This window comes from Rhodanobacter sp. LX-99, from assembly GCF_018599185.1.
Lineage (GTDB): Bacteria > Pseudomonadota > Gammaproteobacteria > Xanthomonadales > Rhodanobacteraceae > Rhodanobacter.
The window spans coordinates 2,290,098-2,307,454 of sequence record NZ_JAHFVL010000001.1; the positions used below are offsets into that span (position 1 = coordinate 2,290,098).

A 17,357-nucleotide genomic window follows, 5' to 3' on the forward strand; every position below is an offset into this window, starting at 1 on the left:
TTCCGGATGATCAGAAGTCGTAGTTCACGCCGAAGCGCACGTAGCGCGGCGTCTGCGCCGTGAACGGACGCAGGTAGTTGACGCCCTGACGCGCGTAGGTCTGCGTCGTCTCCTGCTGGTCAAGCACGTTGTAGACCATCACGTTGAAGCCCAGGCGCCGCTGCGCCCACTCCGGCCGGTACTCCGCGCTCAGGCTTAGCAGGTAGGTCCACGGGTTGTGCGTCTCGCCCGGCGACGAGGGCTGGCCATTGCAGAAGTGGTAGTACGTGCCGTAGCCCAGTCCCGGATTGGTGTTGTTGGCATACAGGCCAAGGCAGCTCCTGGGCGCGCCCGACATGACCGTCAGGTTGCCGGAGAGCATCCACGCCGGGTTCAACTGGTAGGAACCGTACGCCTTGATCTGGTGACGCCGGCTGTTGGCCAGCTCGCCATTGGCGTAGTCCATGATCTGCGCGTAATCCCAGTCGGACGTGGCCGACACGTCGGTCTGGCCGACGTCGGTCTTCACCTGGCCTTCGCTGTTGCCGTAGCTGCGCGACCACAGGTAGTCGATCTTGCCCTGCCACTTGCCGTCGAACGGATGCTCCAGGTACAGATCCAGGCCGTAGTACTTGCGCTTCATTGTGGTGTTGAAGTGGAAGTCGTTCTTCCAGTCCATCTGCACGGTGTAGTAGCCGCCGGCCAGCTTCGGGATATTGAAGTAGGAGGTGCTGCCCGGGTTGATCAGGATGCTGCCGGGTACCTGCGTGGCGTCGTAGCTGTTCGGATCGATGCCCATCGCGTTCATCTTCGCGATGATCGATACGTTGTCGGCGACATCGTCGATGGCGTTGCGCAGGTTGCGATAGGTGGCCTTGGCGCCGTACACCCACGAGTCGCCCAGCTTCTTGTCGAAGCCGAGGATGTACTCGTCCTGGTACTCCGACTTCAGGTTGGTCGACGCCGCGGTGCGCGGATCGCGTCCCTGGCCGTACTCGCCGTTGTTCGACAGCGGCTGCCCGGCGCCGACGCTGGTGTCGATCGGGGTCAGGCCGGTGGGCACGCCGTTCGCGTCGATGCCGGTGTAGGTGTAGTAGGTGCTGGTGTACAGAGAGGTGCCGGCCGAGCGTTGCGCCACGCTGCTCGGCAACGCGAGGTAGTAGCGGCCGGCATTGCCGTAGACCTTCATGCTGGAGTCGCCGTTGACGTCCCAGCTGAAGCCCACGCGCGGCGCCCACTGCGGCGAGGTCAGGCGCAGATAGGGTTGGCCGTCGCCACCGTAGTTGGTGAACTGGTCGTTGCGCAGGCCGATCTTGACCAGCCAGCGGTCGTTGACCTGCCAGCTGTCCTCGATGTACTGCGCCCGCTGCGCGACGCGGAACGAGCCGTTGTCGTGGTAGCGGTACTGGTAGACGTAGTAGCCGTTGCTGCCCGGGCCGGCTGCCGCGACCCACGGGGAGTTGCGCCAGTCGGCGCCCGCGGCCGCGGTTCCCGGACCGCCCAGGATGTACTGGTTCGGCAGCGGATTGCCGTCGCCATCGGTCATCCGGTCGTAGTACCAGGCATAGCCGGTGCCGCCGGGCGGGAAGTACGTGCCGGCATCGACGTTGGACGAGTTCTGGTTGTCGATACCCGCGGTCAACGTGTGGTCGCCCAGCCTGTAGCTGACGTCGAGGCGCAGATTGGTGTTGGTCGAGCGATGCCCCGGCAGGTTGATCGTCGACACCGTCTGGTTGTTGGTGATGATGTTGCCGCCGGTAACGTCCGGGTTCTGGTTTTCCGGGTGGAAAAGATACGGGTTGGTCGGATCGAATCCGGGTGTCTCGCTGTAATACGTGCCCTTCATCTTGCCGTACAGCGCGCTCACCGTGAGGTCGTCGGTGATGTAGCTGGTGAATTTCGCCGAGTAGAGATCGGCGCCGTTCTTGGTCGAGGTCGCGCCACCGACGTAGTCGGTCTGCTTGTCGCTGTCGTAGTCGTAGTTGTACGTCGTGCCCTGGTACGAATTCTTGCTGGACGCGCCGGTCAGCTCCAGCACGTTGCTGTCGTTGATGTTCCAGTCCAGCTTGCCGTACCACTTCGGCCGGTCCTCGCGGGTGCGGGTATCGAACGGCGCCGTCACCGGACCCACGCCACGGTCGACCGGACTGTTGGAGTTGCCGTTGCCCTGCTCGCGCTCGGCTTCGACGGCGGCGAAGAAGAACAGCTTGTCCTTGATCAGCGGGCCGCCGACGTAGGCATCGACCGTGGTCGTCCACGACTTGTTGTCGACGCGACGACGGTAGATGTTGCCGCGCGAACCGTCACTGTTGACGTAATAGAAATTCTTCGGGTCGCCCTGCAGGTCGGTGGGCGTCCACTGCACCTGGCCACCGAAATGCCACTCGTTGGTACCGCGTTTGCCGACCTGGCTGATCACGCCGCCGTCGGACCGCCCATAAGCGGCGCCGTAGCCGCCACTGAGCACTTCCTGCTGGTCGATCGCGCCGTAGGGCAGGGTCAAGCCGCCGAAGCCGCTCAGCGGGTCGGTGGTGTTGAAACCGTTGATGTAGTACGCGTTCTCGACGACGGAAGAGCCGCCCAGCGACACCACCGAACCGCCGGTAGTGCTCAAGCCGTTGAACAGGCCGCTGCCTTCAACCACGCCCGGAGCCAGCAACGCGATCGCTTCGGCGCTGCGTGCCAGCGGCAGGCGGGCCAGTTGCTGGGACGTGATGACGGTACGGGAGTCGACGCCGGTCACGTCGATGCTGGGCAGCGCGTTGGCCTGCACCGTGACCGCGCTCAGCGTTTGCGCGCCCGCCGCACCCGCGAAGGAAACCTCGGTGCCGGCGCCCACGCGCATCGTGACATGGGAGCGCGTATCGATGGCCTGCCCGTCGCGCTGCAAGGTCACGGTGTAGTCGCCCAGCGGCAGCGAGTCCACCGTGTAGCGGCCGTTCGCATCGACCGCGACCTGGCGGGAGACGCCGGAATTGCTGCGGACCAGCACGCTCTCGCCGCTGCCGGCAGGTGCCTGGCCGAAGATGCTGCCCGTGGTGGCTTGCGCGTGGACCGGTGCCGGTGCGGCAGCGCCGTACAGGCCCAGGGTGATCGCGGCGGCGAGGCTCAATGCGTGCCCCGTCAAGCGGCGCTTGCGAGACTCGTGTTCAATGTTGCTCTTGCGGTTTTTCATGTAACTCCCCGTCTCAGTGATGGTGGAAGCGGATACGGAGGAATGAACCCGCGTCCACCTAGGAATGGAAATTCGGTGCAATGGATCCGCCTTGTTCGGGCAGGCGGCGGCTTGTGCCGGAGACTTGCGGTGGCGTTGCCCGGAACGGTTCAGGCGATCAGCGGACGGTTGCGTCGAAGCTGTTCGCCGAGCGTGTGATGGAAATCGATCAGGCGACTGACGTGAGTGCCGCCGCCGGCGTGGCCGAGGATGTCGTAGAGCTCGGCCAGCCGGGCAGCGCGCGAGTTCGGGTCCAGCGAGCCGCCGACGAGCCCTATGTACGACTGCAGCAGACGCAGGGCGGCCGCGAGCAGCTTGGAATCAAGCATCGGTGCGTGCGGCGTGTCCGGTGCACGCTGCTCGGATTCCGATGGAATGCCGGAAATCGCGTCCGCGAGTGTCGGGACTTTCGCCTCGGTACCCATGGGTCCTTCGCCCGCAACCAGCCAGAGCAGCGAGATGCCGAGAGTCCGCGCCATGATGACGCAGCGCTCGCGCGAGATATCGCTGCGACCATCGCGCCAGCTGCGCACCGCTCCTTCGGAAAAACCGCACTGTTCGGCGATGACGCCAGTTCCGCCTTGAAGTTCGATCAACTGTTGCATGCGTGCCGACAGTCCGCGTGCGGGATGGGGCACGCGTTCCGTCGACAGCGGCGACTCCGGCGCAAACGGCGCCACCACGCGCATCGTGGGTGGTTGCTTCAGCGGTGCAGCGCGAGCAATGGGGTCGTTGCGCATGAGGTTGTTTGCATGGTCTGCATCCGCGTGCACGCGAGGTGGGCGCGGTTCAATGCAAGGCGCAATCGTCGGCATAGTGGTGGTCTCCGTGGGGAATCAGCCTTATCCGAGACTGAAAACGAAGCTGGGCGGGGGGAGGGATTTTTTCCGATGTCAACATTTCGTTACAAAAGCGTCTTTTTTTGTAGCGTAGTGACCGGAGCCGATTCGATACATAACCAATTCCGCGGAATCGGGTAATGCCAATTCGCCAGGCAGAGACAAGCCGCTCGCGGAAAGGAGCGCAGTCAGGCCGCATCGGCCGCATGTCCTCGCACCCTGTAAACGAGATGCAGGCGAAGGTGTTTGCATCCGCCGAGGCCGACCGTCGCGCATGGCATGTGCTGCATCGACGATGGCCGTGCGGGACGCTGCCGTTTGTGCTGAATGGGTCGGGCGATTGTCGGCCGCAGCCAGTGCGCCGATGCCGCCGAGCTGAATCGTCAGCAGCATCGTGCACGTAGCTTGGTCGGCGTGCCGATCGCCTGGGCTATGCGCCGCGCGTCATCGGCGGCGATGCGCAGAAGATGACGCTGGCCCAGGCCAATCGCGCGGGTTGAGTGCAGGCAGAAGGAGCGGATTGCCCGGAGCGAAGTCATGCCGCTCCGGGTGATGCCGGCAGGAAGAGTAGCCCTTAGGCTTCTACTTCAGCTGGTCCCACAAAAAATCGTAGGCCATCGCGTGCATGTGCGCGGACTGCCGGTTGTCCGCGCCGGCGCCGTGTCCGCCTTCGAGATTCTCGTAGAACCACACGTTCGGGTGGCCTTGCGCCTGCATCCGCGCGGCCATCTTGCGCGCCTGCACCGGGCCGACGCGGTCGTCGCTGGTGGCGGTGTAGAACAGCACCGGCGGATAGTGGCCGCCCTGCTTCGCGTTCTGGTACGGCGAGAAGGTCTTGATGAAGTTCCAGTCGGCCGTATCCGGGTTGCCGTACTCGGCCATCCACGAGGCGCCGGCGGACAGGTGGATGTAGCGCTTCATGTCCAGCAGCGGCACTTCGCAGGCGATCGCACCGAACAGCTGCGGGTACATCGTGAGCATGTTGCCCATCAGCAGGCCACCGTTGCTGCCGCCTTCGGCGCCGAGGTGTTTCGCCGAAGTGACGCCGCGCCGGACCAGGTCCTCGGCCACTGCGGCGAAATCCTCGTAGGCACGCGGACGGTTTGCCTTCAGCGCAGCCTGGTGCCACTGCGGGCCGTACTCGCCGCCGCCGCGGATGTTCGCAATCACGTAGACGCCGCCACGCTCGAGCCAGGCGCGGCCGACGCTGCCGCTGTATTGCGGCTGCAGCGAGACCTCGAAGCCGCCGTAGCCGTACAGCAGGGTGCGGTTGGCGCCGTCCCGCCTGAGGTCCTTCGGGGCGATCTCGAAGTACGGCACGCGGGTGCCGTCCACAGACTTCACGAAGTGCTGGCTGACCGTGAACTTCGCCGCATCGAAGAACGCCGGCGCCTGCTTGACCGTCTCGGCCGCCGCGCCGCCCAGCACGCCGCGCTGCAGCGACGACGGCGCCAGGAAGCCGGTGACGTCGAGCCAGTACTCGTCGCTGTGGTCGGGGTCGGTGTCGACCACGTTGATCGTGCTCATCGCCGGCGCGCCCGCCATCGGCTCGCGCTTCCAGTCGCCGCCGGGCGCTGCCATCTGCGGTGGGGTCAGTACCTCCAGCCGGCTCTTGACGTCGTCCATCAGGTTGAGGATCAGGTGGTTCCTGGTCCAGGCGTACGAGTCCAGCGAGGTATGCGCGTCGGGTTCGAACAGCACGGTGAAGTGGCGCTTGCCGGCCATGAAGTTGTCGAACTGCGTCGCCAGCAGCGCGCCGGCGGGGTAGGTGGTGCCGTCGACGGTCCACGGCGAGCGGGTCCGCACCAGCAGCCAATCGCGATGGGCGTCGGCCTCCGCGTCGGCCGGCACTTCGACGCGGGCCAGCTTGCCTTCGACGCGCTGGTACAGGTCGCTGTGGTAGAAATCCCTGGCGACGGAAACGAAATCGCGCTCGTAGCCCGGCGTGCGGTCGTGGTACGCGCTGACCGCGAGGTCGCCCGGCTTGCCCTCGTACACCGTGCTGGCCGCCGCCAGCGGCGTGCCGCGCTTCCACTCCTTGGCGATGCGTGGGTAGCTCGATTCGGTCATCGAGCCGGGGCCGAAGTCGGTGCCGACGTAGAGGGTGTTTTCGTCGATCCAGCCGACCTGGCTTTTCGCCACCGGCAACTCGAAGCCGCGCTTCACGAATGCCTTGTGCGGAATGCTGAACTCGCGCACCACGGTCGCGTCGCCGCCGTCCGGCGACAGCGAGACCAGGCAGCGTTCGTACGCCGGCTTCAGGCATTCCACGCCCTTGAACACCCAGCGCTTGTTCTCGGCCTTGTTCAGCGCGTCGACGTCCAGCAGCACCTCCCACGCCGGCTCGGCCTTGCGGTACTCGGCCAGCGTGGTGCGCCGCCAGACGCCGCGCGGGTGCGCCTTGTCGCGCCAGAAGTTGTAAAGGTGGCCGCCCATGCGGTTGACGTAGGGGATGCGCGCCTCCGAGTCGAGCACTTCGAGAATGCTGTCGCGGGTGCGTGTGAATTCGGCGTTGTCGACGAACTGTTTCGCGGTCGCCGCGTTCTGCTGCTTCACCCAGTCCAGCGCGCGGTCGCCGTGGATGTCCTCCAGCCACAGGAACGGGTCGTCGCTGGCCGGAGCAGTGGCTGCGGGATCGGGTGTCGTGTCGCGGGCATGGATGTCGTTCATGCCCGTCAGTGTGACGCCGAGTGCCAGCGTCAGCCAGAGCGATTTCATCGTGTGCTCCCAGATGTGCGAGTGAACGTAATGGGCATGACGGGCGCGGCTCGTCGTCAGTCGAGCGTAACCGGCCGAGCGCACGGCTGCCTGTGACTAAAGTCAGGAGCGCGGGCCGGAAACAGGAATCCCGCCACGCGGGCGGGATTCCTGTCGTTGCGGTGGCAGGCTTACAGCAGCGGAATCAGCAGCAGCGCCACGATGTTGATGATCTTGATCAGCGGGTTCACCGCCGGGCCGGCGGTGTCCTTGTACGGGTCGCCCACGGTGTCGCCGGTGACCGCGGCCTTGTGCGCCTCGGAACCCTTGCCGCCGTGGTGGCCGTCCTCGATGTACTTCTTCGCGTTGTCCCAGGCGCCGCCGCCGGTGGTCATCGAGATGGCCACGAACAGGCCGGTGACGATGGTGCCGATCAGCACGCCGCCGAGCGCCTTCGGCCCGAGCAGCAGGCCGACCACGATCGGCACCGCCACCGGCAGCAGCGACGGCACGATCATCTCGCGGATCGCCGACTTGGTCAGCATGTCCACCGCGCGCGAATATTCCGGCTTGCCGGTGCCCTGCATGATGCCGGCGATGTCGCGGAACTGCCGGCGCACTTCCTCCACCACCGCGCCGGCGGCGCGGCCCACGGCCTCCATCGCCATCGCGCCGAACAGGTAGGGGATCAGACCGCCGATCAGCAGGCCGATGATCACCATGTGGTCGGACAGGTCGAAGGTGAATACCTCGCCCGGATGACTGGCCTGCAGGTTGTGCGTGTAGTCGGCGAACAGCACCAGCGCGGCCAGTGCGGCCGAGCCGATCGCGTAGCCCTTGGTCACCGCCTTGGTGGTGTTGCCGACCGCGTCGAGCGGATCGGTGACGCCGCGCACTTCCGGCGGCAGGTCGGCCATCTCGGCGATGCCGCCGGCGTTGTCGGTGATCGGGCCGTAGGCGTCCAGCGCCACGATCATGCCGGCCATCGACAGCATGGCGGTGGCGGCGATCGCGATGCCGTACAGGCCACCCAGGCCGTACGCGCCCCAGATCGCCACGCAGATCACCACCACCGGCATCGCGGTCGATTTCATCGACACGCCGAGGCCGGCGATGATGTTGGTGCCGTGGCCGGTGGTGGATGCCGCGGCGATGTGCTGCACCGGCTTGAACTGGGTGCCGGTGTAGTACTCGGTGATCCACACGATCGCGCCGGTCAGCGCCAGGCCGATCAGCGAGCAGCCCCACAGGTTCATCGCGCCGTGGCCGAAGTCGGGCATCAGCTGCATGGTGATCGGGTAGAACGCGGCGGCGGCGAGCACGGCCGAGACGATCACGCCCTTGTACAGCGCGCCCATGATCGAGCCGCCTTCCTTCACTTTGACGAACAGCGTGCCGATGATCGAGGCGATGATCGACACGCCGCCGAGCAGCAGCGGGTACAGCACCGCGTTGGCGCCCACCTCGCCGATCATCAGGCCGCCCAGCAGCATGGTGGCGATCACCGTCACCGCATAGGTCTCGAACAGGTCGGCGGCCATGCCGGCGCAGTCGCCCACGTTGTCGCCCACGTTGTCGGCGATCACCGCCGGGTTGCGCGGGTCGTCCTCGGGGATGCCGGCCTCGACCTTGCCGACCAGGTCGGCGCCGACGTCCGCACCCTTGGTGAAGATGCCGCCGCCCAGGCGCGCGAAGATCGAGATCAGAGAACTGCCGAACGCCAGGCCGACCAGCGCATGCAGCGCGGTTTCACCGGCGACGCCGAAATGGCCCAGCACCAGCCAGTAGCCGGCCACGCCGAGCAGGGCCAGGCCGACCACCAGCATGCCGGTGATCGCGCCGCCGCGGAATGCCACGTCCATCGCCGCGCCCAGGCCGCGTCGCGCCGCCTCGGCGGTACGTACGTTCGCCCGCACCGACACGTTCATGCCGATATAGCCGGCCGCCCCGGAAAGGATGGCGCCGATCAGGAAGCCGATCGCGGTCGGCCAGTTGAGAAAGAAACCGATCAGCAGCAACAGCACCACGCCGACCATGCCGATGGTGGTGTACTGGCGGTTGAGGTAGGCGCGTGCGCCTTCCTGGATGGCCGCCGCAATTTCCTGCATCCGTGCGTTGCCTGGCGATTGCGCCAGGATCCAGCGCGCGGAGAACGCGCCATACAAAACCGCCACCACCGCACACGCAACGACGATCCACCAGCCATACTGCTGCAGCATCGGAGCCTCCCCATGGGTTGTAAGTGGCCGTCCGGAACGGGCGGTCCCGGGGAGTATAGGCAGACGTTGCGGCGCAGGCCGTTGTGCGGCGCAGCGCCGTCCGGCAAAGAAAAGGGCCATGCACGAAAGGCATGGCCCCGATTCATTCACGTCGGCGCGGATTTATTGCAGCGCGATGTCCAGGATGATGCCGGTGGCGATCGCGACCAGCAGGTAGTCGTTGTTCGCGCGTACCCAGTGGTAGCCGCGCGGTGGCGGACGCAGGCGGTAGTAGCCGTAGTCGCGCACGACATAGGTCGGGCCGTAGTAGCGATGGCCGCGCTCCCAGCGCGGATGGTGGCGATAGTGCCGGTAGCCGTCGCGGTAGCCGTAGTCCCGGTAACCGTAGTAGCGGCGGGTGTCGTAGCGCCGGTAGTCGTGGCGGCGATCGTCGTGCCGGCGGTAGTCGCCGTGGCGGCCATCGTGGCGATGGTCGGCGTAGCCGTGGCCCTGGCCGCGGCGGTCGTGACCGTGACCGCCCTGGTCGGCCAGCGCGAGGCTGCCGGTGGTGAGCAGGGCGAATGCGATGAGCAGGCGACTGAAGAGTTTCATCTCAGGGCTCCTCCTTGGGTGTCGTGGCCGCGACAGCGCGGCGATCGACCCGGGCAGGACGGATCGTAGGAAGTTGCGGCTGAACGTAGTCCGATATCGGCGAAGCGGTTTCAGGTGGCGCTCAGCTTTGCGAAACCGGTCACGGAACCCGGCCGGTTCAGCGCCGGAACGCCGCCAGCTTCTTCGCCACCGCCACGTTCTTCAGCCGCACGTAGCGCGGCAGGCCATCCTTGCCGTATGGCAGCGGCGCCTCGCCGCGGATCAGCGGCGCCAGGTAACGGCGCGCCGCCGCGGTGATGCCGAAACCGTCGCGGCTGATGAAATTCTTCGGCATCTTCTTTTCGCGGTTGGCGATCTTCGCCAGCGGCGCCGGCGCGATCTTCCAGCGGTACGGCGCGTCGGCCGTGCGCACGATCACCGGCATCACCGCGTTCATGCCGGCCAGCGCGTAGTCGACCGCGGCCTGGCCGACCGCGTAGGCCTGTTCGGCGTCGACCTGCGAGGCGGCGTGCCGCGCCGAGCGCTGCAGGTAGTCGGGCAGCGCCCAGTGGTACTTGTAGCCGAGCTTTTCCTTCACCAGCGCCGCCAGCACCGGTGCCACGCCGCCGAGCTGGCTGTGGCCGAACGCGTCGCGCGTGCCCGCCTCGGCGAGGAACTGGCCGGCTGCGTTGCGCACGCCTTCGGAGGCGACCACGGTGCACCAGCCCACGCGCTCGACGGTGGCTTTCACCTTCGCCAGGAACGCCGCTTCGTCGAACGCGTTCTCGGGGAACAGGATGATGTGCGGCGGCGCGTCCGCGCCTTCGCCGGCCAGGCCGGCGGCGGCGGCGATCCAGCCGGCGTGGCGGCCCATCACTTCCAGGATGAACACCTTGGTCGAGGTTTCGGCCATCGAGGCCACGTCCAGGCTGGCTTCCAGCGTCGAGATCGCGGTGTATTTCGCCACCGAGCCGAAGCCGGGGCAGCAGTCGGTGACGGCGAGGTCGTTGTCCACCGTCTTCGGCACGCCGATGCAGCGGATGTCGTAGCCCATCGTCTTGCCCAGCTGCGAGATCTTCAGCGCGGTATCGGCCGAATCGTTGCCGCCGTTGTAGAGGAACCAGCGGATGTCGTGCGCGCGGAACACCTCGATCAGCCGCTCGTACTCGGCGCGGTTCTCGTCCAGCGACTTCAGCTTGTAGCGGCACGAGCCGAACGCGCCGCCGGGGGTGTGGCGCAACGCGGCGATCGCGGCGGCCGATTCCTTCGAGGTGTCGATCAGCTCTTCGCGCAGCGCGCCGAGGATGCCGTTGCGCGCGGCGTACGCCTTCACGCCCTTGCGGCGGGCGGCCTCGATCACGCCGGCGGCGGTGGCGTTGATCACGGCGGTGACGCCGCCGGACTGGGCATACAGCAGGTGACCGGTGACGGCGGGCGAACGGCGGCTCGGGCTCATGGGATCCTCGATCAGGCGGTGGTAAGGATGGCGGTGGCTGTCGGCAAATCTTTTTCTGCAACAAGCACTTGGCTGGGTGCGACGAAGGTCTCTGTTTGACGGCACCCGGTGCAGCGGCTAATTTGACGGACAATTCTGTGCGTCGGGCGGGTTGTCGCAGTGTGCGGCGGCCCGCCGAACTTGTGGAGCATTATGCGACTCGTCCTACTTGGTGCGCCCGGCTCGGGCAAAGGTACGCAGGCGGCCCGGCTGAAGGCGGCGCTGGGCGTTCCGCATATCTCGACCGGCGACATGCTGCGCGCCGCCGTCGCCGCCGGTACCGCGATGGGGCTCAAGGCCAAGGCGGTGATGGACGCCGGCCAACTGGTTTCCGACGACATCCTGCTCGGCATGCTGGAAGAGCGCCTCGCCCAGGCCGACGCGAAAGCCGGTTTCATCCTCGACGGTTATCCGCGCAACCTGGCCCAGGCCGATGCGCTCGACCACCTGCTGGCCAAGCTGGGCCAGCCGCTGGATGCGGTGGTGAAGCTGGACGTGCCGAACGAGGCGATCATCGGGCGCTGCGAGATCCGCTTCAAGGCCGAAGGCCGTGCCGACGACAACCCGGACACCGTGCGCAAGCGCCTGGCCATCTATGCCGAGCAGACCGCGCCTGTGGCGGACTTCTACGCCAGCCGCGGCAAGCTGCAGGTGGTGGACGGCGTCGGCGAGCTGGCCGAGGTCACCGCGCGGATCGAGCGCGCGCTGCAGAACGAAGCCGCCGCGGCGAACGGCTGAGCACACGTCCCGCTCCCTGCAGAGCGGGCTTCAAGGAACCGCTCACCATGCGTCTGCACATCCTCGGCATCTGCGGCACCTTCATGGGCGGGGTCGCCGCGCTCGCGCGCGAGCTGGGCCACACGGTCGAAGGTTCCGACGCGAACGTCTATCCGCCGATGAGCACCCAGCTGGAGGCGTTGGGCATCGGCCTGATGAGCGGCTACACCGCCGAACACCTGCAGCCCGGGCCTCAGCACGCCCAGCCCGACCTGGTGGTTGTCGGCAATGCGATGACCCGCGGCAATCCGGCCGTCGAATACATGCTCGATGCGCGCCTGCGCTACATCTCCGGCCCGCAGTGGCTGGGCGAGACGGTGCTGGCCGAGCGCACGGTGCTTGCCGTGGCCGGCACCCATGGCAAGACCACCACGACCAGCCTGCTGGCGCATCTGCTGGAAAGCGCGGGCCTCGCGCCGGGCTTCCTGGTCGGCGGCGTGCCGGGCAATTTCGGTGTGTCGGCGCGGCTCGGGCAGGGCAAGCCGTTTGTGATTGAAGCGGACGAATACGACACCGCGTTCTTCGACAAGCGTTCGAAGTTCGTGCACTACCGCCCGCGCATCGCGATCCTCAACAACCTCGAATACGACCACGCGGACATCTTCCCCGACGTGGCCGCGATCCAGCGCCAGTTCCATCACCTGGTGCGCACCGTGCCGGGCAACGGCCGGCTGATCGTCAACGCGCACGACGAGCGGCTCGCCGAGGTGCTGGCGATGGGCTGCTGGACGCCGGTGGAAACCTTCGGTATCGGCCGCGGCGACTGGCGGGCCATGCTGGTCGAAGCGGATGGCTCGGCGTTCACCGTAAGTCACAACGGCGAACCGATCGGTGAGGTGCGCTGGTCGCTGCTGGGCAATCACAGCGTGATGAACGCGCTCGCCGCACTCGCCGCGGCCGCGGCCGCGGCTGCCGGCGCCGACCCGCGTGCGCTGTTGCCGGCGTTCGCCAGCTTCGAGAGCGTGAAGCGGCGGATGGAACTGGTCGGCGAAGTGGACGGCGTGCGCGTCTACGACGACTTCGCCCATCACCCCACCGCGATCGCCACCACCCTGGCCGGGCTGCGCGCGAAGGTCGGCCAGGCGCGCATCCTGGTGGCGCTGGAGCCGCGCTCCAATTCGATGCGCCAGGGCGCGCACGCCGCGGCGCTGGCGCCGTCGCTGGCCGACGCCGATGCGGTGGTGTTCCTGCATCGCCCCGAGTTGTCGTGGGATGCCGGCCGCATCACCGCGGCGCTGGGCGGGCGCGGCACGACGGCGCCGTCGGTCGATGCGCTGATCGCCGCCTTGCGTGCGCAGGCACGGCCCGGCGACCAGGTGATCTTCATGTCCAACGGCGGTTTCGAAGCGGCGCCGCGCCGTTTCGTGGAAAGCCTGCGGCAAGCCTGAGCCGGGTCGCGGCTGACCACGGCGCCCGCTCTGGTTACACTCGCCGGATGGTTGCCCAGTCCCAGTCGCCGCTCGTCGAGATGCCCCTGTTTCCGCTGGCCTCCGTGCTGTTTCCCGGCGGCCAGCTGCAATTGCGCATCTTCGAGCCGCGCTATCTCGACCTGGTGCGGGAGTGCACGCGTCACGGCACCGGCTTCGGCGTGTGCCTGATCCTGCAGGGACAGGAAGTGGGCGAGCCGGCGGTGCCGGCGGCGATCGGCACGATCGCGCGGATCAGCGATTTCCATCGCGACGACGACGGCCTGCTCGGCATCGTCGCCGAAGGCGGCGCGCGTTTCCGTGTCGCGCGCAGCCGGGTGCGCTCCGATGGCCTGCTGCGTGGCGACGTGGAGGTCTGGCCGGACGAACCGGAGCTGCAGGTGCCGGTGGAGTTTGCGCTGCTGCAGACCATCCTCGAGAGGCTGATCGAGACGATGGCGCCACACTGGCGCGATGCGCCGCGCAGCGCCTACGACGACGCGAGCTGGCTGGGCTTCCGGCTGGCCGAGCTGCTGCCGCTGGACGCCGGCGAACAGCAGCGCATGCTCGAACTGAATGATCCGGTGCAACGGCTGGCCGAGTTGCGCGACATCCTGCCGCGCTTCCAGAAGCCGTGAACCAGCCGACGGGCTTTACACTGGCCGGGTTTCTCTCGCACCCGTGATGGAGTGACGCGCATGGCCAGTCTTGCCGGCAAGACCTTGTTCATCAGCGGTGCCTCGCGCGGCATCGGCCTGGCGATCGCGCTGCGCGCCGCGCGCGACGGCGCGAACATCGTGATCGCGGCCAAGAGCGGCGTGCCGAATCCGAAGCTGCCCGGCACCATCCACACCGCGGCGGCGGCGGTCGAGGCGGCCGGCGGCAAGGCGCTGGCGCTGCAGGTGGATATCCGCGAGGAAGCGCAGGTCGTGGCCGCCGCCGCCCAGGCGGCCGAACGCTTCGGCGGCATCGACATCGTGGTGAACAACGCCAGCGCGATCTGGCTGGCCGGTACCGCCGACACGCCGATGAAGCGCTACGACCTGATGCAGCAGGTCAATACCCGCGGCACCTTCCTGGTCACCCGCAGTTGCCTGCCGTACCTGAAGCAGGCGGCCAATCCGCATGTGCTGATGCTGTCGCCGCCGCCGAATCTCGATCCGAAATGGTTCGCGCCGCACACCGCCTACACCATCGCCAAGTACGGCATGAGCCTGTGCGTGCTTGGCATGAGCCCGGAGTTCGCGCCGCTCGGCATCGCGGTGAACGCGCTGTGGCCGCGCACGGTGATCGCCACCGCGGCGATCGGCATGATCGACGGCGTGAGGGCCGAACAGTGCCGCACACCGGAGATCGTGGCCGATGCCGCCCATGCGATCCTGATCCGTCCGGCACGCGACTACACGGGCCACTTCGCGATCGACGAAGAGATCCTGCGCGAAGCGGGGGTCAGCGATTTCGACGGCTATGCCGTGCAGCCGGGTACGCCGCTGCTGCCGGACCTGTTCCTGGACTGAGAGCCCGGCTCTCGCGACCAGGGCGAAACCCGGCAGCGATCAAGGTGATTCGCCTATGTCCGCAGGCGCCGTCCCTTCCCAGGCGGTCGTCCAGAAGATTTTGTTTTTTCACATATTGCCCATTTTTTCGGGCGTATATTGCGTGACGCACATCACACTTTTGCAGCAACCGGGGCGCAGGATGCGGCTGCAAGAGTCAGCGGGATCGCACGCCAGCCCGGCGTGTCGTCCCGAACCGCAACTGCGACCTTGGGGACAGGGGGGTCAGTGCCATGACGGACAATCAGGTAGCCAGGCGTTGCGTGGTCTGGTTCGGCCAGCCGACGGATGAGGAATGCGCCTGCCTGGCGCGGGCTGGCTGGCGTACCAGGATCGGCGATGCGCAATTGCGGGGCGGCGTGGGCATGCGGCGCGACGATATCGTGGTGGCCATGGCCGATCTGCGCCGCAGCGATGCCGACACGGTGCAGGCGATGGCCCAGTTGATGGCCAACCACCCGTGGCTGCCCTGGCTGGCCCTGGTGTCCCAGGAGACCGCCGCCAATACGCCGGAAGTGGAACGCATCCTGCGCGCCAGCGTGGACTTCTTCACGGCGCCAGTCGACATGAAGCGCCTGACCGATACCCTGATGAAGTGCGGCAAGGGCTGGACGCCGGCCGCGGAAAAGGCGGATATCCCCGGCATCATGGCCGCGCAGAGCCCGGCGATGTGCGCCACGGTGGCCAGCCTGCGCAAATATGCGCCGGTGGACCTGCCGGTGCTGATCACCGGCGAGACCGGTAGCGGCAAGGAAGTGGCGGCGCGTGCGCTGCACGCCCTGTCGGCGCGTCGCGAGCGGCCCTTCGTCGCCATCAATTGCGGTGCGTTGCCGCCGAACCTGGTGCAGTCCGAACTGTTCGGCCACGAGCGCGGCGCCTTCACCGGCGCGAATGCGCGGCGCATCGGACATTTCGAGGCCGCCTGCGGCGGCACGGTGTTCCTCGACGAGATCGGCGACTTGCCGCCCGATGCCCAGGCCAGCCTGCTGCGCCTGTTGCAGGAAGGCACGCTGGTGCGCGTGGGCTCGAGCCAGCCGGTCAAGCTGGACGTGCGCGTGCTGGCCGCCACGCACGTGGACCTGGAGTCGGTGGTGGCGCAGGGCGGCTTCCGCGAGGACCTGTACTACCGGCTCAACGTGCTGCGTCTGCGCATGCCCGCATTGCGCCAACGCGGGGGCGACGTCGAGCTGCTCGCGCAGAATTTCCTGGACGCATTCCGTCTCCGCCACCCGGGCCGTGCCCGCACGTTCAGCGGCAGCGCGCGGCAGGCCATGCGCGAATTCGACTGGCCCGGCAATGTGCGCGAGCTGCTCAATCGCGTGCAGCGTGCCGCGGTCGTCGCCGAGGGCACGCTGATCAGCGCGGCCGATCTCGACCTGCAGGATGCGCAGCCCTCTGCCACTCCTCGTTCCAGCCTCGGCCTGACGCGTGTTTCGGCCGAGCGCGAGGCGGTGCTGAACTGCCTGCGCGAAAGCCGCTACAACATCAGCGAATGCGCGCGGCGACTCAACGTGTCGCGGGTCACCGTGTATCGCCTGTGCAAGAAGCACCGGCTGGAACTGGACGGGTTGCGGGGCAATGGCCTCCCCTTTCGCGCTGGACGACCCGTCGCAAGTGTGAACGCCACCAGGCGGCCGGTGATTCAGAACATGTAGGGAATCCTGAAAGCCAGCGGCATCTGGCGGTTGCGCGGCATCGGGCGCGGGCGTTCCTCGTCGATGCGGTGCCGCGGCTGCGCATGCCGAGTGATTCCACGTAGTGCTTGACGCCAAGCATGGGGAAGCAGCGCTGTTTCATCCACTCCACATCGGCGACGCCGCAGTTGTGGTCACGTCGCATCGACGACTTCCCGTGAATTCGTTCCCTGAGGAGGAAGTCCCCCCGGCCCGCAGGGGACAGGCCGGGGGGGTTCCGTTGGTGCCCGGCTACAGGTTGCCGGGTTACCGCCCTCGTTAGCCGCTTGCGCGGCTTTCCGTGTCATTCGCCGCCACCGCCCGAGGGCGGTGGGGTTGCCGTGTCCGGTTGCGCCACGGCCTGCGCCAGGCTGTTCGTCTGCCGAGCGCGCGGGCTATCCCGTACCGGGGCGACGGATCGACCATCAGCGCCATTCCCGGCGGCGCCGGGTGATGCGCCGGACGCGTGGAGACGTCGGCCAGGAGCACGACATCCCCCGGCCGGGCCTTCACGGCCTGCTGGGCGTCGGCGGCAAGCAGGCTGGCTGGCAGCAGCGCACCCAGCGTCAGCACGGTGCAGTCTCGATGAACCGACGACGGTGGCACGGATACATGACGCTTCCTCGGCATGGGTCCCCACGCCGGATGAGCAATCCACGTGCCATTCGCGACAAAGCCCGTTGCAGCGCGGTTTGCGGCGATCGGGCTCGGTTCGAGCCGTGGCGTCGTCGTATCGTCGCGGATACACCGGCGATCCGCGTCGGGCGGCGCGTGCGCGTGGCGGTGCGCTGCAACTGCGTTGTGATGGGTTGTAACGCGGGCGATACAGTCCGTCGGCAGGTGTTACAACGGCAGGCGTGATTGTGCGTGGCCGCGGCGTGGCTCTACGATGCGCGCCACGCAACACCCGTCGTCCATCCAGCGGTCCGCGC

12 protein-coding genes are annotated in these 17,357 nt (G+C 67.3%); 5 read left to right on the top strand and 7 right to left on the bottom strand.

Annotated features, from left to right (window positions below; all coding sequences use genetic code 11):
* Nucleotides 1-10: 10 nt before the first annotated feature.
* The 6 genes from KK131_RS10530 to KK131_RS10555 all read right to left on the bottom strand — a co-directional run bounded on the left by KK131_RS10530 (nt 11) and on the right by KK131_RS10555 (nt 10,974).
* Entirely contained in the window at nt 11-3,154 is a 3,144-nt protein-coding gene (locus KK131_RS10530; RefSeq protein ID WP_214556585.1) for a TonB-dependent receptor, read from the bottom strand.
* 149 nt (nt 3,155-3,303) lie between these two features.
* Nucleotides 3,304-3,933 carry a helix-turn-helix domain-containing protein gene (locus tag KK131_RS10535; protein WP_214556586.1) on the bottom strand — a complete coding sequence of 210 codons (630 nt, stop codon included), beginning with the start codon at nt 3,931-3,933 and terminating at the stop codon, nt 3,304-3,306.
* A gap of 681 nt (nt 3,934-4,614) precedes the next feature.
* Nucleotides 4,615-6,702 carry a prolyl oligopeptidase family serine peptidase gene (locus KK131_RS10540; RefSeq protein ID WP_250887409.1) on the bottom strand — a complete coding sequence of 696 codons (2,088 nt, stop codon included), beginning with the start codon at nt 6,700-6,702 and terminating at the stop codon, nt 4,615-4,617.
* 218 nt (nt 6,703-6,920) lie between these two features.
* A complete protein-coding gene (locus tag KK131_RS10545) occupies nt 6,921-8,948 on the bottom strand; it encodes a sodium-translocating pyrophosphatase (protein WP_214556588.1) in 2,028 nt (675 codons plus the stop codon).
* A 162-nt stretch (nt 8,949-9,110) separates the two neighbouring features.
* A complete protein-coding gene (locus KK131_RS10550; protein ID WP_214556589.1) occupies nt 9,111-9,539 on the bottom strand; it encodes an RcnB family protein in 429 nt (142 codons plus the stop codon).
* A 157-nt stretch (nt 9,540-9,696) separates the two neighbouring features.
* Entirely contained in the window at nt 9,697-10,974 is a 1,278-nt protein-coding gene (locus tag KK131_RS10555) for a 6-phosphofructokinase (RefSeq protein ID WP_214556590.1), read from the bottom strand.
* A 192-nt stretch (nt 10,975-11,166) separates the two neighbouring features.
* Between KK131_RS10555 and KK131_RS10560 the strand changes: the two genes are divergently transcribed.
* The 5 genes from KK131_RS10560 (at nt 11,167) to KK131_RS10580 (ending at nt 16,407) form a co-directional block, all read left to right on the top strand.
* Nucleotides 11,167-11,751, top strand: coding sequence for an adenylate kinase (locus KK131_RS10560; RefSeq protein ID WP_214556591.1), 585 nt, complete (start codon nt 11,167-11,169; stop codon nt 11,749-11,751).
* Nucleotides 11,752-11,798: 47 nt separating this feature from the next.
* A complete protein-coding gene (gene mpl, locus KK131_RS10565; protein ID WP_214556592.1) occupies nt 11,799-13,178 on the top strand; it encodes a UDP-N-acetylmuramate:L-alanyl-gamma-D-glutamyl-meso-diaminopimelate ligase in 1,380 nt (459 codons plus the stop codon).
* 47 nt (nt 13,179-13,225) lie between these two features.
* Nucleotides 13,226-13,834, top strand: coding sequence for an LON peptidase substrate-binding domain-containing protein (locus tag KK131_RS10570; RefSeq protein ID WP_214556593.1), 609 nt, complete (start codon nt 13,226-13,228; stop codon nt 13,832-13,834).
* A gap of 60 nt (nt 13,835-13,894) precedes the next feature.
* Entirely contained in the window at nt 13,895-14,713 is an 819-nt protein-coding gene (locus KK131_RS10575) for an NAD(P)-dependent oxidoreductase (protein ID WP_214556594.1), read from the top strand.
* A gap of 272 nt (nt 14,714-14,985) precedes the next feature.
* Entirely contained in the window at nt 14,986-16,407 is a 1,422-nt protein-coding gene (locus tag KK131_RS10580) for a sigma-54 dependent transcriptional regulator (protein ID WP_214556595.1), read from the top strand.
* Nucleotides 16,408-16,704: 297 nt separating this feature from the next.
* On the opposite strand, the gene KK131_RS10585 is transcribed toward KK131_RS10580, so the two are convergent.
* Entirely contained in the window at nt 16,705-16,998 is a 294-nt protein-coding gene (locus KK131_RS10585; protein ID WP_214556596.1) for a hypothetical protein, read from the bottom strand.
* Nucleotides 16,999-17,357: the final 359 nt, after the last annotated feature.